Origin of the sequence: Engelhardtia mirabilis, from assembly GCF_007748095.1 — a bacterium.
GTDB lineage: Bacteria > Planctomycetota > UBA1135 > UBA1135.
Map to the genome: position 1 here is coordinate 6,232,715 of NZ_CP036287.1, position 23,960 is coordinate 6,256,674.

A 23,960-nucleotide genomic window follows, 5' to 3' on the forward strand; every position below is an offset into this window, starting at 1 on the left:
CCGAGTCACGAGCAGGTGTCGACATGACTGCCACGGATCGCCACCGACCGCGGGTCATCACCAAGAGCGACCCGACCAAGCTCGCCATCGAATGGGCCGACGGCGGCTCGACCACATTCACGGCGGTCGAGCTTCGCAACCTCTGCCCCTGCGCCCACTGCGTCGACGAGCACAGTGGCATCCGTCGCCATGACGCCGCTACCACGCCCGCGGACCTGACCACACGCGACGTAGCGCTGGTCGGGCACTACGCCCTCTCGATCGACTTCAGCGACGGGCACTCCACGGGGATCTTCCCCTACCGAATGCTGCGCGCAGCGGGCGACGCGTGAGCGGCGAAGCAGCACCGGCCGCCGCGCTCGAAGCGGCGATGGGCGCGCTGCAGCGCAGCCTCAGCGCTGGGGTCGAGCCGAACCCGGCCCTGGCCGTGGCGGTGCTTGTGCCCCTCGGACGGCTCTTGCTCGAGGGCTCCCTCGACGGCGTCGACCAGACCATCTCGGTGCTGGTCGACCTGGTGGACCCCAGCGGCGCCAACTGGCGCGAGGCGGTGGCAGTCGGCGTCATCGCCCGCGAGCGGGACTTCGCGGCGCTGCTGGACGACCCCACCAGCGACCCGGCCGACCTATCCGACGCACGGACCGACCTCGAGGCGCTGTTCTGCGCCAGCGACGCCCTCGGCGAGCCGGTCCCGGAGGCGCTGCGCGAGCGGGTCTCCGCCCGCGACGGCGAACTGGAAGCGCGTCTGTAGCCGGAAGGGCGAGGAGGACGCTCTCCCGCAGGCGGGCGCCCCATGCGCCGTGCCCCTGACCGCGGTCGGCGCCACGAAACGCCCGCGAGGACCCTTCGCAAGACCGCCCCCGCTGTGTCACGCTTGCACGCAATGCGTCGACGCCCCGCGTGGGCGACGCCGCGCTCCGAGGGATCTGCGCGTCAGGTTCTCTCGATGGAATCCCCATCCCGCGATCGTTCCAACTCGGAGCTTCATCTCATGAGATCTCTCTTTTTAGGAGCCACCCTCGCTGTGGCCTGGGTCCCCACCGCCATGGCGGGGAACGAGGCCGACAACGACTGGCTCGAACTCGACTCCCAGCTCGGAGGGCTGGGGGGTCCAGCGGCCTATCAGGGGTCAGGAGTCGACGTCGGCGTGCTCATTCGCCCGGCCTACGTCGATTCGTCCGACTTCCCGAACGTCGATGGCGAGAAGTTCGGCGGCTTCGTCCTGGACGACGCGCGCCTGTTCGCCTCCGGAAACTACGGCCAGTTCGACTGGCGACTCTCGATGGACTTCGCCGAGGGGGCAGGTGGCCTCCCGGTCGAGGCCGGTCCGCCCCCCGACGGGCAGACGTTCCAAGCGGAGCTGCTCGACGCCTACGCGCGCTGGCAGTTCTCCGACGCCTTCGGCGTGCAGATCGGTCAGTTCAACTCGCGCGACGCCTTCTCGGGTGACGTGTACCAGGGCCGACTCCTGTTCGCCGACCGCAGCATCGTTGGACGCCAGTTCAACGAGTTCGACCTGGGTCTGCAGATCGACGGCTCCTACGGCAACCAGGAGTATCCCGAGCTGGAGTGGGCGCTCAGCGTCCTCAACGGCAACGACGGCCCGGAGGACGATCTCGACCTCCGCGCGCGCATCGACATCAACGCCCTCGGCAACGGCGGCAGCGTCACCGAGGGTGCTTACGGCGTCGAGAACGAAGCCAACGGGACCTTCGGCCTGTTCTGGGGCAGCGACGGTGACGTCGACGGCGCCGGCAGCAGCGGCACGATCTGGGGCGCCGACTACCGCGGGAACTACGGTCCCTTCGGTCTGGGCGTCGAGTACTTCGACTTCGACGACGACGCGGCCCTCGCGGCCGACTTCGGCATGGACTCCGCCCAGGTGCTCGGCGCCTACGCCAGCTACCTGTTCGGAGCCGAACAGAACTGGGAAGCCGGCGTGCGCTGGGAAGACGTCGATTCGGCCATGGGTCCGACCCGCTGGACCGTGGGCCTGAACTACTACGTCTCCGGCCACGACATCAAGTGGCAGCTGAACTGGGTCGACACGGACTCCGACGTGGCCGCCGCCAAGGGCAGCTACCTCAAGCTCGGCTTGACCATCGGCATGTCCGCCGAGGCCAACTAGACACGCCGCCTGCGGGCGGAGCGTGAACGACGAGGGGGGCCCCGCGCGCGTCGCGGGGCCCCTTTCACGTTCGGGTGCGCGCCCGGACCGGGCAGTCCGTCAGTCGCTCGCCGTCGGGATCACCGGGGCCAGGTCCCAGTCGAACAGGGCCGGGACGCCCGTCTCGCCGCGGAAGAACTCCAGGTACTCGGCCAGGGGCTGCAAGCCGACCTCGGCGCGGCGAGCGTCGACCCCCACCGGATCGATCAGGGGTGCGACGACCTGGGGTTGCTCGCCCATGGAGAAGATCTGCGAGCCGTAGAGCTGGGGTCGACCGAGCCCCAACTCGAGCCGGTCGTACATCAGGGCGAAGTGGCCACCAGGCACTCGCCCGGCCTGCCACTCGGCGCGCACGAAGGGCAGGGCGGCGGCCATCAACGCCTTGTCGCCCGAGTGCTGCACGATCAGGAAGGCCGCCCGCGCCGCCTCGTCGCCGAAGCGCTCGGGGTCGATCCAGCCGACCTCACCGAGCAACTCGACCATCCGCGCGGTGTTCTCGCGGTCGATGGCGACCATGCGCGAGACGACGTCCGACGACGAACCGGACTGCAGCTCCTCGCGCACCGCCTGGTCGCGCTCGCCGCGCTCGATCAGCTCGGCGGCGATGGCTTTGCGCCGATCCGCGGGCAGCTGCGGCGCCTCGACCACGACCAGGGGCTCGAGCTCGAGCGCCGCCGGCTTCAAGTTCGAGGGGCGATAGAGCACTCCCGGCTCCGTCCCGACGAGCAGGCCTTGCGAGGTCCGCCGCACGGGCACGCGATCGATGCTCCCGTAGAGGAAGAGGTCCAGTCCGTGCTCCGTCAGCCGGGCCAGGTGGTACTGGGTCTGTCCGTCGCGCCGCCAGACCACGCGCCCCGGCGCGATCGAGAGGACGTTCGCAGCATCGGCCTCGGCCGACTCCCACACCCCGACCAATGCCCGCTCCCCGCCGACCGGGCTGGCGCAACCCGCGAGCAGGAGTCCCCCGGCGGCTGCGAGGGCCAGGGCACGGAACAGGGGCGAGGCGAGCTGGCGGGGGCGCACGCGGGCGGGCCGGGGCTGAGCAGTCATGGGATCGCCTACGCGGGCTGACCCTGGATGTTGTGAACTGGTCCGCAACCCGCGCCCCGAGCACGCCCCACCGCCCACCGCGCCCATGACCGACTCCGACCGCCCCGCCAATCGCCTCGCTAGGGAGACCAGCCCCTACCTGCTCCAGCACGCCCACAACCCCGTGGACTGGTACCCGTGGGGCGCAGAAGCCCTCGAGCGCGCGCGGAGCGAGAACCGGCCGATCTTCCTGTCGGTCGGCTACTCCGCCTGCCACTGGTGCCACGTGATGGAGCACGAGTCCTTCGAGAACGCGGAGCTCGCGCGGCTCATGAACGAGCACTTCGTGAACATCAAGGTCGACCGCGAGGAGCGACCGGACGTGGACGAGCTCTACATGAAGGCGGTCCAGGCCATGACCGGCCAGGGCGGCTGGCCCATGAGCGTGTTCCTGACGCCACAGCTCGAGCCCTTCTTCGGCGGTACTTACTTCCCGCCGGTCGGACGCCAGGGGATGCCCGGCTTCGGGCAGATCCTGACGGCGATCGGAGAGCGTTGGGCGAAGGACCCCGAGCTGCTGCGGGGGCAAGGTCGAAAGATGGCGCAGATGTTGAGCCAGGAGGCCCGAGCCGCCACGGCCACGAGCCTCGACGAGGGCCTGCTCGACAAGTCGCTGGAGCAGCTCACCGAGAACTTCGACGCCACCTGGGGCGGCTTCGGCGACGCGCCCAAGTTCCCCCACGCGATGGACATTCGCCTGCTGCTGCGCCACTGGAAGCGCAGCGGTTCGAAGCCGGCGCTCGACATGGCGCGGCTGACCCTCGATCGCATGGCGGAGGGCGGGGTCTACGACCAGCTCGGCGGCGGCTTCCACCGCTACAGCACGGACGAGCGCTGGTTGATCCCGCACTTCGAGAAGATGCTGTACGACAACGCCCTGTTGATCCCGGCCTACCTCGAGGCGCACCTGATCTGCGGCGAGGGGCGCTACGCGCGGGTGGCGAGGGAGTGTTGCGAATGGGTCCTGCGCGAGATGGTCACGCCCGAGGGCGGCTTCGCCAGCACCCAGGACGCCGACAGCGAGGGCGTCGAGGGCAAGTTCTTCGCCTGGACGCAGGAGCAGTTGAACGAGGTGCTCGGACCGCAGCGGGGTGGCTGGGCCGCGGCCTGGTTCGGAGTCACGCCGGACGGCAACTTCGAGCACGGCTCCTCGGCCCTGTGGCGCCACGGCGCGCCCGATGAAGTGGCCCGAGAGCTCGGCGTCGACGTGGATCGCCTGACCGGCGCCATGGAGGGCGCGCGGGCCGAGCTGTTCGCCGCGCGCGAGCAGCGCGTGCGCCCGGCCACCGACGACAAGGTCCTGGCCGCTTGGAACGGGCTGATGATCGGCGCCTTGGCCCGGGCCCACCAGGTGCTCGGCGACGGGCGCTACCTCACCGCGGCTCGGAACGCGGCGCGCTACCTGCTCGAGGGCATGCGCCAGGACGACGGGCGCCTGTTCGCCACCGCGCGCCACGGGAGGGCCCACTTGGATGCCTATCTCGACGACTACGCCTTCACGATCAGCGGCCTGCTCGACCTCTACGAGTCGGACTTCGACCCGCGCTGGATCCGCGAGAGCCTGGCCCTCGAGCGCGTCCTCGCAGAGCGCTTCCGCGACGACGAGCGGGGCGGCTACTTCACCGTCGGCGCCGATTCCGAGCAGCTCCTGGTGCGGCTCAAGAACCCCCACGACGGAGCCCTGCCCGCCGGCATCGCGGTCCATGCCGGCAACCTCACGCGTCTGGCGGCGCTGACGGGTCGCGCCGATCTGGACCAGGAGGCCAGCCGGGTGATCGAGTCCGTGGGCGAGCTGGCCAACCGCTACCCGATGGCCTTCGGCCAGCTCCTGCAGGTGGTGGCGTGCCGCGAGGCCGGCCTGCGCGAGGTCGTCGTCGCCGGAGCCGCGGACGATCCCCGTGCGGCGGAGATGCTGGCTGCCCTGCGCGCGCGCTTCGACCCCGATCGCGTGGTGGCCCTGGCCACGGCTGAGGGCGACGCCGAACTGCTGCCCCTCCTGGCGGGACGCGCGCCGAAGCGGGGCGAAGTCCGCGGCTACGTGTGCCGCCGGGGCGCTTGCGACCTGCCGGTGGACTCGGCGGCAGCCCTGGTGGCCCAACTCAGCTGAGGGCCCCTGGTCCGCGAGCGAGCCGCGCGGGTCGTGTAGACTCCGCGACCCGCGCCGTTCCGGCCCCCCCCGAAAGACCACCATGGCAGCCCCCCGAGTCCTCATCACCGGCGGCGGCCGCGGCATCGGCCGCGCCATCGCCCTGCGCTTCGCCCGCGAGGGCGCCCGCGTCGTCGTCGCCGCCCGCTCCTCCGACCAGCTCGACGCGGTCGCCAAGGAGATCGACGCCGCCGGCGGTCAGGGCCTGGCCGCCAACATGAACGTGGCCGACCACGGCTCGGTCGAGGCCGCCGTGTGGCGCGCGATCGAGTTCATGGACCAGGGCATCGACGTCCTGATCAACAACGCCGGCGTGTTCGACGTGAAGCCCTTCGACAAGGTCCGGCCGGGCGACTGGGAGTTCATGATCGGCACCAACCTGACCGGCGCCTTCCTGGTCACCTCGGAGTCCCTCGAGTACCTCGAGGACGCCGAGCGGCCGCACATCATCAACATCGCCTCGGTCGCCGCGCGCCAGGGCTTCGCCGGCAACACCGCCTACTGCGCCAGCAAGGCCGGCCTGGTGGGCTTCTCGAACGCCCTGCGCGAGGACCTCAAGGCCCAGGGCATCGACGTCACCACCGTCTACCCGCCGGCCACGGACACCACGATCTTCGACGGCGTCGACGGCGACTGGGATCGCTCGAAGATGCTCTCGCCCGAGGACGTGGCCGAAGCCGTGTACCAGGCCTGGGCGGCAGCCGAACGGCCGACGGACGTCGAGATCCCGGCCAAGGGCTGACGCATCTCCGCGGGGCTGGACGGCCGCAAGTAGGCGGAACGAACGGTGGGTGGGCGCAGGGCGCCCACCCACCGTTCCATTTTCGCTGGCCCGTGAAGATCGGAGCCGGCCGCGTGTCAGCCGCCGAGCGTGGCCGCGAGGGCGTCCGTCAGCTCGATCGGCGCGGGCAGTCCCAGGTCGATCGCGACCGCCTGGAGCCACACGGTCGCGCCGGCGAGTTGGGGGTCGTCAGGAATCGCCACGGCGAAGTTCGCGCCGCCCGACGCCAGGTCGCCGCTCGCCAGCAGCAGCGGCGGCAGGCTGAGCAGCCACTCGCCCAGCCCCGGGAGCGCGAGCCCGCAACCGCCCAGGTCGAGGCCAGAAGCGCCGGCGAAGAGCAGCGCGGCGCCGCCGATCGCCTGTCCACCTTCGACCGACAGGTTCAGGCTCCCGCCCAGGGGCGCGACCGGTGAGCTGGACGCGAGAGTTGCGGGGTTGCCGGCACAGCCCGTGACCGCGAGCACCGAGGCCGGTCCATAGCGGGCCAAGGCGGCGTCCCCGGCGGTGCTGTTCCTGAAGGTGCCGCCGACGTAGAGCTCAGCCTCGCCCGCGACCGACGAGACGTGGAGCGCGAGGCCCTGGTGGTCGAGGCCCGCGCCTTGGTCGACCCATTGCCCGCCGGTGAGGCGCGCGACTCGCCCCTGGCTCGGACCGAGGGGCGGACCCGGACCCACGGCGGCAAACAGCGCCGGCCCCGCCCTATCGTCGAAGCTCGTCAGGGCAAAGACCGTGTCGCCGTCGTCGAAGTCGTCGTCCTCGCCGACGGGCGCCCACGTGCTCCCGTCCCAGCGCCGGACGAAGCCCAACCCGGGGCTGTTGCCGCCCCGCCCGACATAGAGCGCCGGGCCCGAACCGTCGTCGAAGACCGCCAAGGACCGCGCCGTGTTGCCCACGCCGGACCCCACGGCCGACCAGGTCGAACCGTTCCAGCGCCCGATCCCGTTGACCACGACGCCACCCGCCATCGTGATCCCCCCGGCCGCGTAGAGTTGCGGACCGGTCCCGTCGTCATGCACGACCATCGCGTAGGCCGGGCCGCTGAGCCCGGTGCCCACCGGCGTCCAGCTCACGCCGTCCCAGCGGGCGATGTACTTGGCCGGACCGCCGCCCGCTTCGACGAAGGCGCCGCCGGCGTAGAGGGCCGGACCCGAGCCGTCGTCGAACACGCACAGGGAGTGGATCTGGCCCGTGGGGCCGTCCGTCCCCACGCCTGAGAAGCTCGCCCCGTCCCAACGCAACAGGTGCCCGGGCCCTTGGAAGAGTGAGGAACGGAAACCGCCGGCGTAGAGGGCCTCGCCGCTGCCGTCGTCCCATGCCAGGAGGGCGTTCACGAGCACGTCGCTGAACGGGTTGCCCAGGGGGCTCCAGCCACTGCCGTCCCAGGCTGCGATGGCGTTGACGGTCGAGCCCCCCGCGCTGACGAAGGTGCCGCCGGCCACCAGCAGGGGTGTGCCGCCGACCGTGAAGTCGGCCAGGGCTCGAACCTCCCCGCCGGAGACCGCCGTGGTCGACTCAGGCACGGCGGACCAGGCGCTACCGTCCCAGCGGGCGATGTCGTTGACCGCCTTCGGCATGAACGGCCCGGTGTTTTCGAAGTCGCCGCCGGTGTAGAGCTGCTGACCGGCGCCCTGGTCCCAGGCCGCCAGGGCGCGACTGGTTCCGACGGGGCCGTTCCCGAGCTTCGCCCACGTACTGCCGTTCCACTGCCTGGGCACCCCGTCGAAGACCGGCCCCTGCATTGCGAAGACCCCGGCAGCGACCAGGTGCGGCCCGCTGCCGTCGTCCCACACCTCGAGGTCCCGCACGCCGAGGTTGAGATCTTGCCCCACCGCTAACGTGCCGACGGCGCTCCAGGCGCTGCCGTCCCAACGGGCCACGTCCGATGCCGGAGCTCCTCCAGCCTCGCTGAAGTCGCCGCCGACGAAGAGCGCGGGGCCCGTCCCGTCGTCGAACGTCCGCAGGGTCTGGACGTAGGTGCCCGTCGACGAGCCGATCCCATCGGGCCCACTCGGCAGTGGCGTCCAAGTCGCCCCGTCCCAAGCGACCACGTGGTGAGGGACCGGATCGAATCCAGTTCCGTTGAACTGCCCACCCGCGAACAGGCGTGGACCACTGCCGTCGTCGAAGACCTCCAGGTCGCGCACGCCGCTCGAGGGGTAACCCACCCCGGAGCCCACCGGGAACCACTGGGTGCCGTCCCACTTGGCGATGTTCAAGACCGGGGTCGAGCCCGCAAGGGTGAAGGTGCCGCCGACGAAGAGCGCGGGTCCGGAGCCGTCGTCGTGGACGATCAGCGCCGAGACCAAGGGCTGCACGCCGGTGAAGACGGAGGACAGACCGCCACTGAGGGCGGTCCAGGTACTGCCGTCGAAGCGTGCGATGGAGTCCGCCGCGACACCGCCCGCGGTCGCGAACCTGCCGCCGACGTAGAGCGCGGGACCCGTGCCGTCGTCGAAGCTGCAGATGGCGTTGACGTAGTTCACCGGACCGCCGCCGACGCCGCCGCCCACATCGCTCCAGGCGGAGCCGTCCCAACGGGCGACGTTCGAGGCGGGGACGCCTCCGGCCATGGTGAAGTCGCCGCCCGCGTAGAGGGCGGGACCCGTGCCCACGTCGAGCAGGGCCAGCTCGGCGACGTAGCCGTCGGTGCCCGGCTCCGCACCGAAGGTCGGCAGCCAGGCCAAGCCGTCACCGGGCGCTTGACGGGCCCCGGCGTGGGGCGAATGAACGAAGAGGGCGCAGGCCAGGGCCAGGCCGGTCGCGTTGGAAAGGTTGAGCATCGTCGACTTCTCGAGGGAAGGTCGGAGCCCAGTAGCGGCTCCGAAGGCCCTTCGACGTTAGTCGAGGTGGCGCGCTGCCGATAGCCACGCCCGCCGGGTTCGACGCTCAGGGCGCGGTGCCGCGCTCGGCGTCGAGTTCGACCGCGCAGTCGGGCCCCTCCCACAGGCGCAGGCGTGTCAGTCGCGCGCTCCCCAGACCCGCCAAGCCCTCGGCGAGTTCGGCCCACAGGGCCAGGGCCACGTTCTCGACCGTCGTGATCGTGCCCTCGAGGAAGGGCACGTCGCGGTTCAGGTGCTTGTGATCGCACGGCTCGTAGACCCGCTCGCGCACCACCCGCATCAGGTCCACCAGGTCGACGACCATGCCCGAGCGCGGATCGACGGACCCGCGCACGCAGACTTCGAGGTGGAAGTCGTGGCCGTGGTCGCCGTAGCAGGGCCCGTAGAGGGAGCGGTTCTCGGCCTCGGAGAGGGAGCGGTTCTCCAGCCGGTGGGCGGCGCTGAAGCGGGTGCGGTGGATCAGTTCGACTTCGGGGTTCGTCACGGGGGGAATGTAGACGCTTCGCGGCGTGTGTAGGCGTTCGTACGGTGCCAGGCACAAAGCCGCCGCCTAACGGGGTCCGGCTGCCGCCGACGGCGGCAGCCGGACCCCGTTAGGCGGCGGCTTTGTGCCTGGCACCGTACGAACGCCTACACACGCCCAAACCTCCCGCGCACGGTAGATTCTTGAGTCGGCGGTCCCTCGGGTCGATGAGATCGCTAACCTGCCCGGCTCGGCGTCCCCGGACCGACTCCCCGGCGCCACCTCTCCCGATGAGCATCAAACGTGTCTGGATCGTCGAGGGCTGCATCTCCTGCAACCTCTGCGAAGACCTCTGCCCCGAGGTCTTCGAGGTGCCCGCGGGCGACACTTCGCGCGTGGTCAAGGGCCACGAGAAGCTCCTGACCGGGGATGCGGACATGGACGACAAGATCCGCGAGGCGGTCGAGTCCTGCCCGGTCGAGGTGATCGAGATGGACGAGGACTGAGCCGCACGCGGGGGCCCGAGCCTCCCCGCGAACACCACAGCGGGCCCGCCGAGGACTTCCCCGGCGGGCCCGCTGCCGTTCGACCCGCGCGGGTCGCTCCGTCCGCCCCTGGTTGGTGGGTCTAGCGCGGCCCGCCCCGTCCCCGTTCGGTCGCGGGTTGGGGCGTCGGTCGGGGGCGCTCGCCGCTCGGGCGCTCGGTGCCGCCGCTGGGGCGGCTGGCCGGCTGCTCGGACGGCGCGGAGCGACCGACCGGGCTCGCGCCGCGACTGGTGGCGGGCGTCGGTCGCACGACGGGCGCCGGCTGGCCGCCGGGCGCAGGGCTCGCTCCGCCGCCCGGTCGAGCGGTGGGGACGGCGCCGCGCTCGGACTCGGCGCCAGGCGCGCCCTGGGACGCGGCGCGGCGCCGGGCCGCGGGTCCCGCCGGCGGCTCGCTGGCCTCGAGGGCCCGGATCTGCTCCTCGGAGGGCAGCGCGTCGCTGCGCGCGTCCTGGACGCGCCGAGCCCCGGGCCCGCTCGGCTGGTTGTCGCCCGCCACGCTCGCGCGGTGCTGGGCTTGGGCTTGGAAGGCCCGCCTGAAGGCCTCGATGCGGGTCGTCTCGGCGTCCAGGTCGGGTGCCGTGCGCTGGCCCGCGGCGTTCACCAGGCGGCGGTAGCCGACGATGAACTCGTCCCGCGACACGGAGCCGTCGGTGTCGGCGTCGAAGGCGCGGAACTCGCGGCTGGAGAGCCCCGTGCGCACTGCCTCGAGCCAACCGATCGAGCCGTCGCGGTCGGAGTCGGCGCGACCGAAGGTGGCGCTGGCCCGGCGCAGGTCGTGGCTGGCGGCATTGGCGGCGCTAGCGGCCCGGCGATGGCCGGCGGGGCCAGGCAAGGGATCGGCGACGGGCTCCTGCTCGGTCAGCCGCACTCCGGGCCCGTCGGTCGCAAGCTCCTGACCGGCGCCTGCACCGGGAGCCCCGGCGGCGAGCAGCGCCAGCGTGAGGCCGCCGAGGGCGATCTGGCCGAGGAGGTGGTGCATGGACAGAAGTCCTGTCGGAAGGCGCGCGGGCTGACTGACCAGCGGCGGCGCGGCGTTCCGAGGGCTGGAACCGACCCCAGGGGGAGCGGTTGGCCCTGAGAGACGAGCGAAGCCTGTGCCAGCGCGCGGCCAGGTGCCCGGATCTCACCGAACCCCCTGGCGGCCATGGCCTTGCGCCTGCGTGCCACCACGGGGTCGGGTGCGGCAAGCGGCCCCCAACGTCCTCTCGAGGGGACAACGGCTGCCATCCCCGCACTGCTATCCTCCGCCCTCGTGCGCTCTACCCAACCGTTCACCCTCCGTCGAGCCCCCCGCGCCGGCTTCGCCCAGGCCGCGACCCTGGTCCTGGTCGGCATCCTGGCCGGCCTGGTCCTGCAGGCCGTCTTCGATCGCTACGCCACGGACACCACCGCGCGCCAGGTGGCCGAGGTGGACCAGGTCCGCGGCCTGATCGAGCGCACCTTCGTGCAGCCCCGCGATTCGGAGCAGCTGCTCGACGGCGCCCTGCGCGGGATGCTGGGCGAGCTCGACCCCTACTCGAAGTACTACGACAACACCGAGACCGGCGACCTCGAGCGCCAGACCTCGGGCCTCTACGACGGCATCGGCGTGCTGTTCGCGCCCATCCCCGAGCGCTGGCGGATCCTGCACCCGCTGCCCGAGTCGCCGGCCCTGGCCGCGGGCTTTCGCGTCGGCGACCTGCTCGTGACGATCAACGGCGAGCCCGCCGCCGAGCTCGAGCTCGAAGCCGTCCGCGCCCACTTCGCCGATGGTTCCAAGGGACCGGTGGCGGTCGAGGTCGAGGGCCTCGACGGCGAGCGGCGCGAGCTCGAGGTCCAACCGGCCCGCACCACCGACCCCACCGTGCGCCGCGTGCGCATGATCGATAACGGCGGCGACGCCTTCGACCGCGTGGGCTACGCCTCGATCGGTTCCTTCAGCCGCCGCACCCCGGGCGAGTTCGACGAGGCCGTCGACGGCCTGCGCGACCGCGGCGCCCGGCGCCTGGTGATCGACCTGCGCGGCAACCGCGGCGGCGTGCTCGGCGCGGCCCTCGCGATCGCGAACCGCTTCGTGGAAGAAGGGGCCCTGCTGCAGACCGAGTCGCGCGCTGGCCTCGAGGTGACCTACGCACAGTCCGGTTACGCCAAGTACGCCGACATGTCGGTGGCGGTGTTGATGGACGGGATCTCGGCCAGCGCGTCGGAGGTGCTGGCGGGAGCGCTGCAGGATCACCGGGCGGCGGTGCTCGTGGGCGAGCGGAGCTACGGCAAGGGGACGGTGCAGAGCCTGACGCCCCTGCACGAGTTGGATGGGGTCGTGCGGATCACGACGGCCGTGTACCGCACGCCGTCCGGACGGCTGATCGAGCGCAGCTTGGGTGGAGCGTGGAAGGCCGGGCTCGAGCCGGACCTGGCCGTGACGCCGGCCAGCGACGAGCAGGCCCAGCTGATCGCCCTGTACCTGTCGCGCTACGGCCCGCCCCTGGAGCACTTGAGCGCGGTGCTCGCCTGGCAGGAGAGTTCTGGGTTGGCGCTCGTGGCGCCGCCCCCGCCGGATCCGGTGCTCGACGCGGCGCTGGAGCTGCTCGCCGGGCGTCGACCGGTGCACGTCGCGGAGTCCGGCCAGTGAGGCCCGACGGCCCGATCCTCGGGATCGAATCGTCCTGCGACGACACGGCCGCGGCGGTGGTGCGCGATGGGCGCGAGGTGCTGTCGTCGATCGTGCGTAGCCAGATAGAGGAGCACTCGGCGTTTGGCGGGGTGGTGCCGGAGGTGGCGGGGCGCAGCCACCTGGACCACATCATCGCGGTCGTGGATCGGGCGTTGGACGACGCGGGGGTCGGCCTCGATGACTTGCGCGCGATCGCGGTGACGACGCGGCCGGGGTTGATCGGCTCGCTGCTCGTGGGCCTTTCGGCTGCGAAGGGGCTCGCCTTTGGGCGCGGCCTGCCGATCGTGCCGGTACACCACATCGAAGCCCACGCGTACGCGGGGACGATGGAGTTGGACGAGGACCCGTACCCCTGCGTGGCGTTGGTGGTTTCGGGCGGGCACACGGCGCTGTACCGCATGGAGGGCCACGCGCGGATGGAATGCCTGGCTCGTACGCTCGACGACGCCGCGGGTGAGGCGTTCGACAAGGTGGCGAGCTTGCTCGGGCTGCCGTATCCCGGCGGACCGTCGATTGCCGCGTTGGCTCCCGAGGGGAACCCCAAGGCGATCCAGTTCCCCCGCTATCGAGCCAAGCCGGAGCGCCCGAGCTTCTCGTTCAGCGGATTGAAGACCGCGGTGCTCTACCACCTGAGGGGCCAGAACGCGCTGAACCCCACGCCCGCCCCCGAAGACATCGCCGACCGCGCCGACGTGGCGGCCAGTTTCCAAGAAGCGGCCGTCGACGCCCTGGTCAAGCCGACGATCCAAGCCGCCCGCGACCAAGGCGTGCAGACGATCCTCGTCGTCGGCGGCGTCGCGCGGAACGAGCGCCTGCGCGCCAAGCTCAGCGAAGCCGCCGAGGCGGCGGGCCTGCGCGCGGTGTATCCCGCGCCGACCTACTGCACCGACAACGCGGCGATGATCGCCGGGCTCGGGCATCACCTGCTCGAGGCCCATGGGCCGGCGGATCTCGAGCTGGACGCCAGCGCGCGTTGATCGGACCTCGCACTCAGGGACCGAGCGACTAGGCTGCAACGCCCATGGCCCTCTCGATCCTCTTCGTCCTCGCAGGACTCGCCGTGCTGATCTTCGGCGGCGAGCTGCTGATCCGCTGCGCGACCCGCATCGCGAGCCTGGCCGGTGTCAGCCCAGCCGTGGTCGGCCTGACGATCGTCGCGGCGGGGACGTCGATGCCCGAGCTCGTCGTCTCGGTGCGCAGCGCCCTGGCCGGCAGCGATTCCCTGGCCGTGGGCAACGTGATCGGTTCGAACAGCTTCAACATCGGCGTGATCCTGGGCCTCGCCGCGCTGATCGCGCCCATCTCGATCGCCGGCCGAACGGTCCGGCTGGAGTGGCCGGTGATGCTCCTGGCCGCGGTCCAGCTCTACCTGCTCGCGCGGGACGGCCAGGTGGACCGGATCGAGGGCGCGGCCTTCCTGGTGGCCTTCGTGGCCTTCGTCGCCTACACCCTGAAGATCGCGCGCAGCGAGATGGTGCCCGCCGAGATCGAGCAGTTCGCCGCCACCGCCGGGCCGCCGGCCGAGCCGCGGCCCTGGACCCGGAGCATCCTGGGCGTGATCGCCGGCTGCGCCCTCCTGGCCGGCGGCGCCGAGCTGCTGGTCATCGGCGCCACCGACCTGGCCCGCTCCCTCGGTGCCTCCGAGGCCGTCATCAGCCTGACCATCGTCGCCGCCGGCACCAGCCTGCCCGAGCTCTCCGCCTCGGTGATCGCCGCCCTCCGCGGCCGCGGCGACGTCGCCGTCACCAACGTGATCGGCTCCAACATCTTCAACGTCCTGGGCATCGCCGGCACGACGGCGACGATCTCGCCTCTGAGCGTCTCCACCGAGCTGATCGAGCGCGACCTCCCGTGGATGCTGGGCTTCTCGCTGCTCCTGTTCCCGCTAATGCGCAGCGGCTACCGCATCAGCCGGGTCGAGGGCGCGCTGCTGTTGGTGGGGTACGGGGTTTACCTGGCCCTGCTGCTCGGGACGTAGTCCGGGGCGCTCCGTCCACGGCCACTCGGCCCGCGAGCGGACCGCGCCGCCGCCCGGGAGCCGGCCAGAGCTCGATCCACGAGTTCGATCCCGGAGCGACTACCGTTGCGGTCCCGGCGTCCTCCTCCCCACAGCCAGCGCGCGGCGTCGCGTCGTAGGATTGCCCGTTCCTGCCCGTGCCCCCCCCTCCCACCATCTCAGCGCCCCCCGCTCCCGGATCCCGCGTCCTCGCGCGGGACGAGGAGTGGATCGTGCGTACCACCAGGCGCGCCTCGACCGGGGGTCACGCCGTGTACGTCACCGGGACCTCGGACCTTGTCCGAGGGCGCGACGCGGTCTTCCTGACGGCCCTGGACGCGATCGAGGAGCTGCGGCCGGAGGAGACCAGGCTGGTGGCCGACGGTTCGCCGCGCTTTCGCACCAGCCGGCTGTATCTGGAGAGCCTCCTGCGCCGCACCCCGCCGGCGGGCACGGCCCTGTCCCTGGGGCACCGAGCGGCCCTCGACCCAGCGGACTACCAGCTCCAGCCGGCCGTGAAGGCCCTGGCCCAGCCTCGACCGCGGATCCTGATGGCCGACGGCGTGGGCCTGGGCAAGACGGTCGAGGTCGGGATCCTGCTCGCCGAGCTGATCGCCCGCGGCCGCGGCGACCGGATCCTGGTCGTGTGCCTGAAGTCGATCCTGGCCCAGTTCCAGAAGGAGCTGTGGTCGCGCTTCACGATCCCGCTGGTACGCCTCGACTCGGTCGGCATCCAGCGCGTGCGCTCGAAGATCCCGTCCACCGAGAACCCCTTCTACTTCTTCGACCGCGCGATCATCTCGATCGACACGCTCAAGAAGGACCGCAAGTACCGGCGCTTCCTCGAGGAGAGCCGCTGGGACGCGATCGTGATCGACGAGTGTCAGAACGTCGCCGATCGCTCGGGCGCGCGCACGACCAGCGCAGGCGCGTCGCAGCGCTATCGCCTGGCGAGGCTGCTGGCGCGCACGACGGACGCGTTGATCCTGACCTCGGCGACGCCGCACGATGGCAAGCCCGAGTCCTTCGCGAGCCTGATGAACCTGCTCGAGCCGACGGCGGTCGCCGACCCGTCGAACTTCACCAAGGACGAGGTCGAGGGCTACTTCCTGCGGCGCTTCAAGAAGGACGTCGCGGGCGAGGTCGGCGAGGCCTTCCGCGAGCGCGAGCTGCGGCCGCTGCACATCGACGCGGGGCGTGAGGAGTGCGCGGCCCTCGCCGCGATCCAGGCCGCGACGTTCAAGACGGTCGAGCGGGTCAAGCACGGCAAGGGCAAGGGGATCCTGTTCCGGACGCTGCTCCTGAAGGGCTTCCTGTCGTCGCCGGCGGCGTGCCTGGAAACGATCGGTGAGCGCCTGAAGAAGCTCGACGCCCTGGATGCCGCCGGCCAGGACGCGGAGAACGTCGCGCACGACCGCGCCGCGCTCGAAGCCATCGCCGAGAAGGCCGGCGCCGTCGAGCCCGCGGTGTTCTCCAAGCTCGCGCGTTTCCTCGACGAGATGCGGCCGCTGCTCGACGACGGCGAGCGCGTGGTCGTGTTCTCCGAGCGCATCGCGACCCTCAAGCTCCTGCAGGAGCGCCTGTGCGCCAAGAAGGGCGCCGGCGGCCTCGCGCTGAAGGCCGACGCCGCGCCGATCTTCCACGGCGCCCTCGACGACCAGCGCCAGCGCGAGCTGCTCGAGTCCTTCCAGGCCGCCGACTCCAAGATCCGCGTCCTGCTCGCCTCCGACGCGGCGTCCGAGGGCCTGAACCTCCACTTCCACTGCCGCCACCTGGTGCACTTCGACCTGCCCTGGTCGCTGATCACCCTCGAGCAACGCAACGGCCGCATCGACCGCTTCGGCCAGCCGCGGACGCCGATCATCACCTACCTGATCACGCGCACGGACGACGAGGCGCTGAAGGCGGACCTGCGCGTGCTCGACGTCTTGTGGGCCAAGGAGCAGGTCGCGCACGAGCAGCTCGGCGACGCCGCGATGCTGATGAACCTGCACGACGCGGAGGCCGAGGAAGAGCACCTGGCGCAGACGATCGAGGAGGAGGCGGATCCCGAGGGCGCCTTCCTGTCGCCGGCGCAGGCCGATGCGCTGCTGGCGCTGTTTGGAACGGGCTCGGAGCCGACGCCGGAGCGGCGCGAGCCGCTGCGGCTGTTCCCCGACGACCTCGACTACGCGCGCGAGGCGTTCGAGCAGGCCCTCGGGCCCGACACCGACCTGATCGAGTGGCACGAGAACCTCGCGGGCTTCACCCTGCGCCCGCCCGACGACCTGTTGCGCCGCTTCGACTACCTGCCGCCCGAGCTGATCCGCGCCGAGGGCAAGAAGCAGAACGCCGAGCTCAAACTCACCACCGATCGCCGCCGAGTCGCCGACGCCCTCGACGCAGCGCGGGCGAAGAGCGACGCCTGGCCCGAGTGGCAGCTGTTCTGGGAGCTGAACCCGGTCAGCCAGTGGCTCGACGACAAGGTCCTCGAGGGATTGGCGCGGCACGAGGCGCCGGTGATCCCGGTGAGTGAAGGTTTGGCCGAGCGCGAGGTCTGCTTCGTGTTCCAGGGAATCCTCTCGAACGAGCGCGGCCGCGCCGTCGTCGTCGAGTGGTTTGGCGTGAGCTACGCCGGCGGGAGGAAGACGGGGATCCGTTCGCTCGAGGCGCTGCTCGAGGCCACTGGCCTCCGCGCGGGGCCGCCGAACCGTGGCGGACTCGATCAGGAATTCCTCGACGCTCTGGGAGAACTCCGCCGCTTCGCCGTCGGCTCAGCACGAACTCACCTCGAGAGCGTCGCCAAACGGCGCGAGTCAGAACTCGCCGACCTCCTGGACGAGGGCCTGCACCGCCTCGAGGCCTGGCGCGCCAAGCGCGTCGCCCAGCGCGAAGCGCGCCGCCGCAAGATCGCCGAGAAGGGCCGCCAGGCGACGACCTTCGAGCGCAAGCGCTTCGAGGCGGAGAAGCAGAACGAAGACGAGATCCACGCCGAACGGAAGGCGTGGATCAAAGAAGAGATGACAACCGTCGACAAGCCGTTCGTGCGGTTGGCGGCGGTCTTGATCAAGGAGAAATGAAATGCCTAGGAAGCGAAAGGAGAAGGAACCTATCGACTATGGCCCGAAGCAAGCGCTGAAGGACCTGACAGACGAGATCAGGGCGGTCGAGTGCAAGATCCGGAACCTGATCGGCGATGCTCACTGGGGCACTGACGGCGCTCACAAAGAAGCCGTTCTTCGAGCACTGCTTCGCGAGCGGCTACCAAAATCGCTCGACGTCGCAACGGGGTTCGTCCTTCACCGCGATCAACGCTCAAGACAAGTTGACATCCTAGTGATCGAAGGCTCGAAGCCCGTCTTCATGCGCGACGGCGACTTTGTGATCTGTGGAGCCGACGCGGTCGTCGGGATGATCGAGGTCAAGTCCGACACGACAAGATGGGCCCCCGGGGACTGGAGCGACGCCATCTCTCACCTGCAGGATTCCGCGACGCCGTGCCGCCAACGCGCGAATGAGCATCGTACTCGTCCGCCGTTTGTCGGCCTGTTCGCCCTCCACGGAAACGAGAACGCGGCGAATAACGCCATGAAGGCGGCGGCGTCACTTGGGGACCCCACCACCTCGTCAGTCAACCATCTCTGCGTAGGGTCCGAGTACTTTTGCCGGATCGAAGAATCATCGGATGGCCCGACCACACAGGGCGGCGACACGACCTACGTCTGGCAAGGCTACGAGCTGACAAGCCTGGCTTTCGGCTACTTCATCGGGAACCTGATGGCTTGGATCGACATCGCCCACGGCGACGAGCACGTCTACCGCTATTTCCCGGTCGATAAGCAGGACGGACCGAAGCTCGACGCGGTGCGCGTGTTGGATTGAACCATGCCCCTCTCCCTCCCCGGCATCCACAACGACGGTGAGTTCTTCTCCGAGCACTACCTGCAGGCGGTGCTCGAAGGCGACCTCGCCCCGTTGTTCAAGCGTTGGGCGGAGGAGCACCAGGCCGGCGCGCGCGCGCGCCTCCCCCAGGACGCCCTGCTCGGCCTCGCCGAGAAGTGGTTCGCGGCGCGCGCGCGGGCCGACGAGGCGGACGGCGCGTCCGAGACCGACACGCTCGCGCGCCTCGACGCCGCGCGCGACTTCCACGCGCACCTCCTGGAGGCGCTCGGCTACGACCGGGCCCCCGACGCCCACGTGCTCGAGGACGGCAGCGCCCTCCCTGTCGCCCTGACCCTCGAGCGCGACTCGCGGCCCTTCCTCCTGGTCTGCGAGACCGCCTTCGCGCGCGGCGACGACGACGACCCGCTCGACACGGCCCCCTTGCGCGCGCAGCTCCCGCCGGGCACGCCCGAGACCACGCCCCTGCCGAAGCTCGGCCGCGGCGCCGCCACCTGGCGCGAGGTCCTCGACGAGCTGGTCTTCCGCGAGGAGCGCGCGCCGCGCTTCGTCCTGCTCCTCACCGGCGGCGAGGCCGTCCTCGCCGAGCGCCACAAGTGGGGCCAGGGCCGCGCCCTGCGCTTCGACTGGTCCGAGCTGTTCGGACGCAAGGACAAGGCCGCCGCCCGCGCCGCCGCGGGCCTGTTGCACGCCGAGGCCCTGGCCCCCGACTCCGGCCCGCCCCTGCACGACGAGCTGGACGAGAACAGCCACCGCCACGCCTACGCCGTCTCCGCCGACCTCAAGTACGGCGTCCGCCGCGCGGTCGAGCTGATCGGCAACGAGGCCGTGCACTTCAAGCGCGAGCGCGACCGCGCCGCCAAGCAGCGCCAGGAGGTCTTCCACGAGGGGCCCGAGTTCGAGGCGGAGCTGACCCGCGACTGCCTCACCTACCTCTACCGGCTGCTGTTTCTGTTCTACGTCGAGGCGCGCGGCGCCGAGCTGGGCGTCGTGCCGATGCAGAGCCGCATCTACCGCGACGGCTACAGCCTCGAGAGCCTGCGGGCCCTCGAGCTCGTGCCCCTGCACACCGACGCCGCGCGCAACGGATTCTTCCTGCACGAGAGCCTCCAGCGCCTGTTCGGCGTCGTGCAGGGCGGCTTCCCGCCTGGTGCGACGGACGACCCCGCCGACCTGTACGCGACGGCCCACGACGACGAGAAGCCCCTGCACGACTCGTTCCTGATGGACGGGGTCGCGAGCCCGCTGTTCGACGACGCGCGCCTGGGGCCCCTTGGCGGCGTGCGCCTTCGCAACTGGGTCGTGCAGGAGGTCCTGCAGCTGTTGTCCCTGTCCGCCGAGCGCCGGGGCAAGAGCCGCGGGCGCATCTCCTACGCCCAGCTCGGCGTGAACCAGCTCGGCGCGGTGTACGAGGGGCTGCTCTCCTACACCGGCTTCTTCGCCCAAGACGACCTGTACGAGGTCGCGGCCAAGGCGGACGTGCCCAAGCTCGAGAAGCCGGAAGAGCGCGAGAAGGTCCGCACCTACTTCGTCGGCGCCTCGCGCGCGGGCGACTACCGCGAGGACGAGTTCGTGCGCGACACAGGCGGCTCGCGCGTGGTGCACGAGCGCGGCACGTTCCTGTTCCGCCTGGCGGGGCGCGACCGCGAGAAGTCGGCGAGCTACTACACGCCCGAGGTCCTGACGCGGTGCCTGGTGAAGTACTCCCTGCGCGAGCTGTTGTACGAGCCGCAGAGCGAGGAGGAGCTCGGCCGCGCACCGCTCGTGTTCAAGCTGTCGGCGCGGGAGATCCTCGACCTGACCGTGTGCGAGCCGGCCATGGGCTCGGGCGCGTTCCTGGCCGAGGCGGTGGACCAGCTCGCCGATGCGTACCTGGCGCGGCGGCAGGAGGAGCTGGGCGAGACCCTGCCGTCGGACCGCTACGCGCGCGAGAAGCGGCGGGTGAAGGCGCGGCTGGCGACGAACAACTGCTACGGCGTCGACCTGAACCCGGTGGCCGTGGACCTCGCGAAGACGAGTCTGTGGCTGGCGACGTTGTACGAGGGCGGCAAGTGCCCTTGGTTCGGGCTGCGGCTCGCCTACGGCAACAGCCTGGTCGGGGCGCGGCGCGAGGTGTTCAGGGTCGGCGACCTGACGACCAAGGGCTCCAAGGCCGAGCCGAACTGGTTGGGGCAGGCGCCTGAGGCCGTGCCGTTCGTGAAGGAGGGCGGCGAGCTGCCGCGCGAGGCCGACTTCGCCGCGGGCGGGGCCGATTGGTCCCTGCCGCCGCGGCCGAAGCACAGCGTGTACCACTTCCTCGTGCCGTCGGACGGCATGGCGCCGTTCGGCAAGGACAAGGTGGTCAAGGAGCTGGCGCCAGAGGACGCCGAGCGGCTGCGGAAGTGGCAGAAGAAGTTCACCGTGCCGTTCACGAAGGACGAGGCGCGGCGCCTCGAGCGCTTGTCGGACGCGGTGGATCGGCTGTGGGCGGAGGTCTGTCGCGAGCGGGTGTTGGCGACGGCGGCGACGGACGACCGCATTCCGGTGTGGGAGGAGCCGGAGGCCGAGGGCGAGCTGTGGCGGGAGGATCTGGCGGCGACGGCGAGTGGCGGGGACGCGACGGCGAGCCTGGCGGCGGAGGGGTCGTGGTCGGGTGGGGACGACGGCGGGCTGGCGGATCCGGCGGGCTCGAGCGACGAGGAGCTGTCGGGGGAGCAGTCCGAGGCCCGGGCCGAGCGGCGGCGGGACGCGCGGCTGAACCCGCGCGTGCAGGATCAAGAGGCGGTCGCGGCGCGGCTCGAGGAGGCGTCGAGCGCGAGTCGGCGATTGCGGCTGATCATGGACGCGTGGTGCGCGCTGTGGTTCTGGCCGGTGAAGGAGTCAGCGCAGCTGCCGAGCCGAGCGCAGTGGTTGGCGACGCTCGAGTTGGTGTTGACGGGCAAGTTGGATGCGTCGGTCACCGATCCGCTGATGACCCAACAGCTCACGTTCGGGGACGAGGCTGTGGCGCCGAGCGAGGGCGCGGTCGCCCCCGCGAGTCTGGCCGACCCCGCGAGCGGCGCCATGGCCGCCGCATCGACGGCGACGTTGACCCTGCCCGAGGTCGATGGCCGGAGCCTCCCCGCCCCCCTCGCGCGTCTGAGCGAGCTCGAAGACGAGCTGGCCCAACTCCGCGCCGCGCACGGCGAAGCCCTCGGCACCGCCGACGTGGACGCGATCACCAAGGCGACGCCGTGGCTTCAAGTCGTCGCCCGCCTCGCGACGCGATACCGATTCCATCACTGGCACCTGCGCTTCGCCGAGGTCCACGCGCTCCGCGGCGGATTCGACCTGATCCTCGGGAACCCGCCGTGGATCCTCGTCTCCTTCAACGAGCAGGCCGTCCTGGCCGACTTCGAACCCGCCGTTGACCTCCGGAAGCTCAGCGCCTCAAAGGTCGCGAAGCAGCGAACACGCATCCTCGATACGTTCGATGCGGCGAACCTCTACATCGGCGAACTCGAGGCTCAGACCGCCACGCAGGACTACCTCGGTTCGATCCACAACCAGCCCCTCCTCCAGGGGATGAAGGCGAACTCGTACAAGGCCTTTGTCACCGTGGCCTGGCAAGTCACCAGCGCTCCAGGCACCGTCGGAATGATTCACCCTCCAGGAGTGTTCGACGACCCGAAAGGTGGGGCTCTCCGACTCGAGGTCTACCGCCGACTTCGGCTCCACGCGCGGTTCGTCAACATCCTTGCACTCTTCGAGATCGGAGTACTTCGCCCGTACGCATTGAACGTCTACGGCCCACGACAGGAAGATCAGCCCTTCCTCATGATCTCGAACTTGATCCATCCAAGAACAATCGACTCGGCTGTCTCTCACGACGGTCTCGGGGTCACCCCCGGCATAAAGAGCGCCGACGGGGCCTTTGAGACTCGCGGCCACCGCCGAAGGCTCGTCTACGTCGGCCTATCCGAACTCGCACTCTTTGCAAGGCTCTATGACAAACCCGGAACTCCAGCCTCAAGCGCCCGACTGCCGACGGTTCACAGCATCGAGATCTTGTCGGCACTGGGCCGTCTGTCTCAAGGCTCAACTCGACTTGGCGACGTGGCCCATTACTCGACGCAGCTCTGGAACGAGACGAATGCACAGGACGACGAGACGATCGCTCGGCAGACGACCACACCAAAGGAGGAGGCTGGCCTAATCATCCAGGGCCCTCACTTCTACGTTGGATCGCCGCTCTACCAGACCCCCCGTGAGAGCTGCAAGAGCAAGGGCGACTACAACAGCATCGACCTCACCGCGATCCCCGACGACTACCTCCCCCGCACCAACTACGTCCCCGCCTGCCGCCCGACCGTCTACGCCGAGCGCACCCCCAAGGTCCCCTGGAACGGCCGCCCGGTCACGGACTTCTACCGCTACGTCAATCGTCGAGCGATCAGCCCGACCGGCGAGCGAACGCTGATCCCGTCGATCATGCCTCCGGGAGCTGCGCACATCGACGGCGTGCTTTCGGTCACCGCGGAGCTGGAAGTCATCGCGACTCTTGCAGCGTTCGCCGTTTCCCTTCCAGCGGACCTGTTCATCAAGACCACAGGCAAGTCGGACTGCCGCAACGACTTGCTTTCCCGACTCCCGCTACCAGAGGCCTGCGGCGCGCCTCCGGCTCGACTGCGACTTCTTCGACTTGTCTGCGTCACCTCTCACTACGCGGACCTGTGGAGCGAGCTTCAGCCCGACGCGAGCAAGAGTCAGGTCTTCGCGTCGAACGACCCTCGGCTGGAACACTTGGGTCTCGAGCGATGTGGGTGGTCGCGGTCAGTTCCACTCCGCACCGACCTCTCCCGCCGCCAAGCCCTCGTCGAGCTCGACGTCCTCGCCTCTAACGCCCTCGGCCTCACCCTCGACGAGCTGCTGACGATCTACCGCGCGCAGTTCCCGGTGCTCCAGCAGTACGAGCGCCAGAACCGCTACGACCAACACGGCCGCCTCGTCCCGACGTCCGAGACCATCGGCGACGAGAAGGGCGTGAGCCTCCTCAAGCTCGCCGACCGCCTGGCAGAGCAGGTCGGCTTCGACTCGACCCGCCCCTACCCCGACGGCGCCCCCGAGACCGAGGAGCTCCTGGCCGGGCGCGCCCACCTGGCCAAACGCGACGCCGAGATCCTCGCCGTCCCCGAGCGCCCCACCCTCCGCGACCTCATGACCCCCACCGAGGTCACCTACCACGACCACCCGACGCCCCCGAGCGCCGGCGCCACGCGCACCCGAACCGAAACCCTCTGGGCCCTCCGCTACACCGACCCCGGCCTCGAGCCCCGCCTCGAACGCACCTACCCAACCCCGTGGACCCGCCACGACCGCGAGACGGACTACACACGTTCGTGGCGTTCGCCGCTGATCCCATAACTCAACGTCCATAGAATCGAGG

General features: G+C 70.7%; 16 protein-coding genes. 12 read left to right on the top strand and 4 right to left on the bottom strand.

Annotation, left to right across the window (positions count from 1 at the left end; all coding sequences use genetic code 11):
- Nucleotides 1-23 precede the first annotated feature (23 nt).
- The 3 genes from Pla133_RS23000 (at nt 24) to Pla133_RS23010 (ending at nt 2,125) form a co-directional block, all read left to right on the top strand.
- Entirely contained in the window at nt 24-332 is a 309-nt protein-coding gene (locus Pla133_RS23000) for a DUF971 domain-containing protein (protein ID WP_145069691.1), read from the top strand.
- Nucleotides 329-748 carry a hypothetical protein gene (locus Pla133_RS23005; protein ID WP_145069693.1) on the top strand — a complete coding sequence of 140 codons (420 nt, stop codon included), beginning with the start codon at nt 329-331 and terminating at the stop codon, nt 746-748. Before Pla133_RS23000 ends, Pla133_RS23005 begins: the two co-directional genes overlap by 4 nt.
- Nucleotides 749-988: 240 nt before the next feature.
- Nucleotides 989-2,125 (top strand): porin, encoded by a 1,137-nt coding sequence (locus tag Pla133_RS23010; RefSeq protein WP_419191876.1) that lies wholly within the window; start codon nt 989-991, stop codon nt 2,123-2,125.
- Nucleotides 2,126-2,224: 99 nt separating this feature from the next.
- Here Pla133_RS23010 and Pla133_RS23015 read toward each other — a convergent pair whose 3' ends face one another.
- A complete protein-coding gene (locus Pla133_RS23015) occupies nt 2,225-3,214 on the bottom strand; it encodes a DUF6624 domain-containing protein (protein WP_145069697.1) in 990 nt (329 codons plus the stop codon).
- 85 nt (nt 3,215-3,299) lie between these two features.
- Between Pla133_RS23015 and Pla133_RS23020 the strand changes: the two genes are divergently transcribed.
- Nucleotides 3,300-5,360: a thioredoxin domain-containing protein gene (locus Pla133_RS23020; RefSeq protein WP_145069699.1), complete on the top strand. Its 2,061-nt coding sequence runs from the start codon at nt 3,300-3,302 to the stop codon at nt 5,358-5,360.
- A gap of 82 nt (nt 5,361-5,442) precedes the next feature.
- Nucleotides 5,443-6,141, top strand: coding sequence for an SDR family oxidoreductase (locus Pla133_RS23025; RefSeq protein WP_145069701.1), 699 nt, complete (start codon nt 5,443-5,445; stop codon nt 6,139-6,141).
- Between the two features lie 116 nt (nt 6,142-6,257).
- Here the strand turns inward: Pla133_RS23025 and Pla133_RS23030 are convergent, their stop codons facing one another.
- A complete protein-coding gene (locus tag Pla133_RS23030) occupies nt 6,258-8,960 on the bottom strand; it encodes a hypothetical protein (protein ID WP_145069703.1) in 2,703 nt (900 codons plus the stop codon).
- A 106-nt stretch (nt 8,961-9,066) separates the two neighbouring features.
- Nucleotides 9,067-9,504 carry a 6-carboxytetrahydropterin synthase gene (locus Pla133_RS23035; RefSeq protein WP_419191877.1) on the bottom strand — a complete coding sequence of 146 codons (438 nt, stop codon included), beginning with the start codon at nt 9,502-9,504 and terminating at the stop codon, nt 9,067-9,069.
- A gap of 269 nt (nt 9,505-9,773) precedes the next feature.
- Here Pla133_RS23035 and Pla133_RS23040 point away from each other — a divergent pair, with 269 nt between their 5' ends.
- Nucleotides 9,774-9,989 carry a ferredoxin gene (locus Pla133_RS23040; RefSeq protein ID WP_145069705.1) on the top strand — a complete coding sequence of 72 codons (216 nt, stop codon included), beginning with the start codon at nt 9,774-9,776 and terminating at the stop codon, nt 9,987-9,989.
- Nucleotides 9,990-10,110: 121 nt separating this feature from the next.
- Here the strand turns inward: Pla133_RS23040 and Pla133_RS23045 are convergent, their stop codons facing one another.
- Nucleotides 10,111-11,007 (bottom strand): EF-hand domain-containing protein, encoded by an 897-nt coding sequence (locus Pla133_RS23045; protein ID WP_145069707.1) that lies wholly within the window; start codon nt 11,005-11,007, stop codon nt 10,111-10,113.
- Between the two features lie 273 nt (nt 11,008-11,280).
- Here Pla133_RS23045 and Pla133_RS23050 point away from each other — a divergent pair, with 273 nt between their 5' ends.
- The 6 genes from Pla133_RS23050 (at nt 11,281) to Pla133_RS23075 (ending at nt 23,938) form a co-directional block, all read left to right on the top strand.
- The gene (locus Pla133_RS23050; protein WP_145069709.1) at nt 11,281-12,639 is read left to right on the top strand and encodes a S41 family peptidase; all 1,359 of its coding nucleotides are present in this window, start codon (nt 11,281-11,283) and stop codon (nt 12,637-12,639) included.
- The gene (gene tsaD / locus Pla133_RS23055; RefSeq protein ID WP_145069711.1) at nt 12,636-13,658 is read left to right on the top strand and encodes a tRNA (adenosine(37)-N6)-threonylcarbamoyltransferase complex transferase subunit TsaD; all 1,023 of its coding nucleotides are present in this window, start codon (nt 12,636-12,638) and stop codon (nt 13,656-13,658) included. The genes Pla133_RS23050 and tsaD overlap by 4 nt, the downstream gene beginning before the upstream one ends.
- A gap of 44 nt (nt 13,659-13,702) precedes the next feature.
- Nucleotides 13,703-14,659 carry a calcium/sodium antiporter gene (locus tag Pla133_RS23060; protein WP_145069713.1) on the top strand — a complete coding sequence of 319 codons (957 nt, stop codon included), beginning with the start codon at nt 13,703-13,705 and terminating at the stop codon, nt 14,657-14,659.
- Nucleotides 14,660-14,910: 251 nt separating this feature from the next.
- Nucleotides 14,911-17,736, top strand: a complete 2,826-nt coding sequence (locus Pla133_RS23065) for a DEAD/DEAH box helicase (RefSeq protein ID WP_145069715.1) — start codon at nt 14,911-14,913, stop codon at nt 17,734-17,736.
- Nucleotide 17,737: 1 nt separating this feature from the next.
- Complete coding sequence (locus Pla133_RS23070; RefSeq protein ID WP_145069717.1) at nt 17,738-18,538, top strand: DUF6602 domain-containing protein; 801 nt, start codon at nt 17,738-17,740, stop codon at nt 18,536-18,538.
- 3 nt (nt 18,539-18,541) lie between these two features.
- Entirely contained in the window at nt 18,542-23,938 is a 5,397-nt protein-coding gene (locus tag Pla133_RS23075) for a DNA methyltransferase family protein (RefSeq protein WP_145069719.1), read from the top strand.
- The last annotated feature ends 22 nt before the right edge of the window (nt 23,939-23,960 follow it).

Excerpts from the sequence above, each read along its gene's own strand:
- Pla133_RS23030 (WP_145069703.1), bottom strand. The coding sequence starts at position 8,960 with ATGCTCAACCTTTCCAACGCGACCGGCCTGGCCCTGGCCTGCGCCCTC.
- Pla133_RS23020 (WP_145069699.1), top strand. The coding sequence starts at position 3,300 with ATGACCGACTCCGACCGCCCCGCCAATCGCCTCGCTAGGGAGACCAGC.
- Pla133_RS23060 (WP_145069713.1), top strand. The coding sequence starts at position 13,703 with ATGGCCCTCTCGATCCTCTTCGTCCTCGCAGGACTCGCCGTGCTGATC.
- Pla133_RS23000 (WP_145069691.1), top strand. The coding sequence starts at position 24 with ATGACTGCCACGGATCGCCACCGACCGCGGGTCATCACCAAGAGCGAC.
- Pla133_RS23040 (WP_145069705.1), top strand. The coding sequence starts at position 9,774 with ATGAGCATCAAACGTGTCTGGATCGTCGAGGGCTGCATCTCCTGCAAC.
- Pla133_RS23025 (WP_145069701.1), top strand. The coding sequence starts at position 5,443 with ATGGCAGCCCCCCGAGTCCTCATCACCGGCGGCGGCCGCGGCATCGGC.
- Pla133_RS23075 (WP_145069719.1), top strand. The coding sequence starts at position 18,542 with ATGCCCCTCTCCCTCCCCGGCATCCACAACGACGGTGAGTTCTTCTCC.
- Pla133_RS23010 (WP_419191876.1), top strand. The coding sequence starts at position 989 with ATGAGATCTCTCTTTTTAGGAGCCACCCTCGCTGTGGCCTGGGTCCCC.
- Pla133_RS23045 (WP_145069707.1), bottom strand. The coding sequence starts at position 11,007 with ATGCACCACCTCCTCGGCCAGATCGCCCTCGGCGGCCTCACGCTGGCG.
- Pla133_RS23015 (WP_145069697.1), bottom strand. The coding sequence starts at position 3,214 with ATGACTGCTCAGCCCCGGCCCGCCCGCGTGCGCCCCCGCCAGCTCGCC.
- Pla133_RS23070 (WP_145069717.1), top strand. The coding sequence starts at position 17,738 with ATGCCTAGGAAGCGAAAGGAGAAGGAACCTATCGACTATGGCCCGAAG.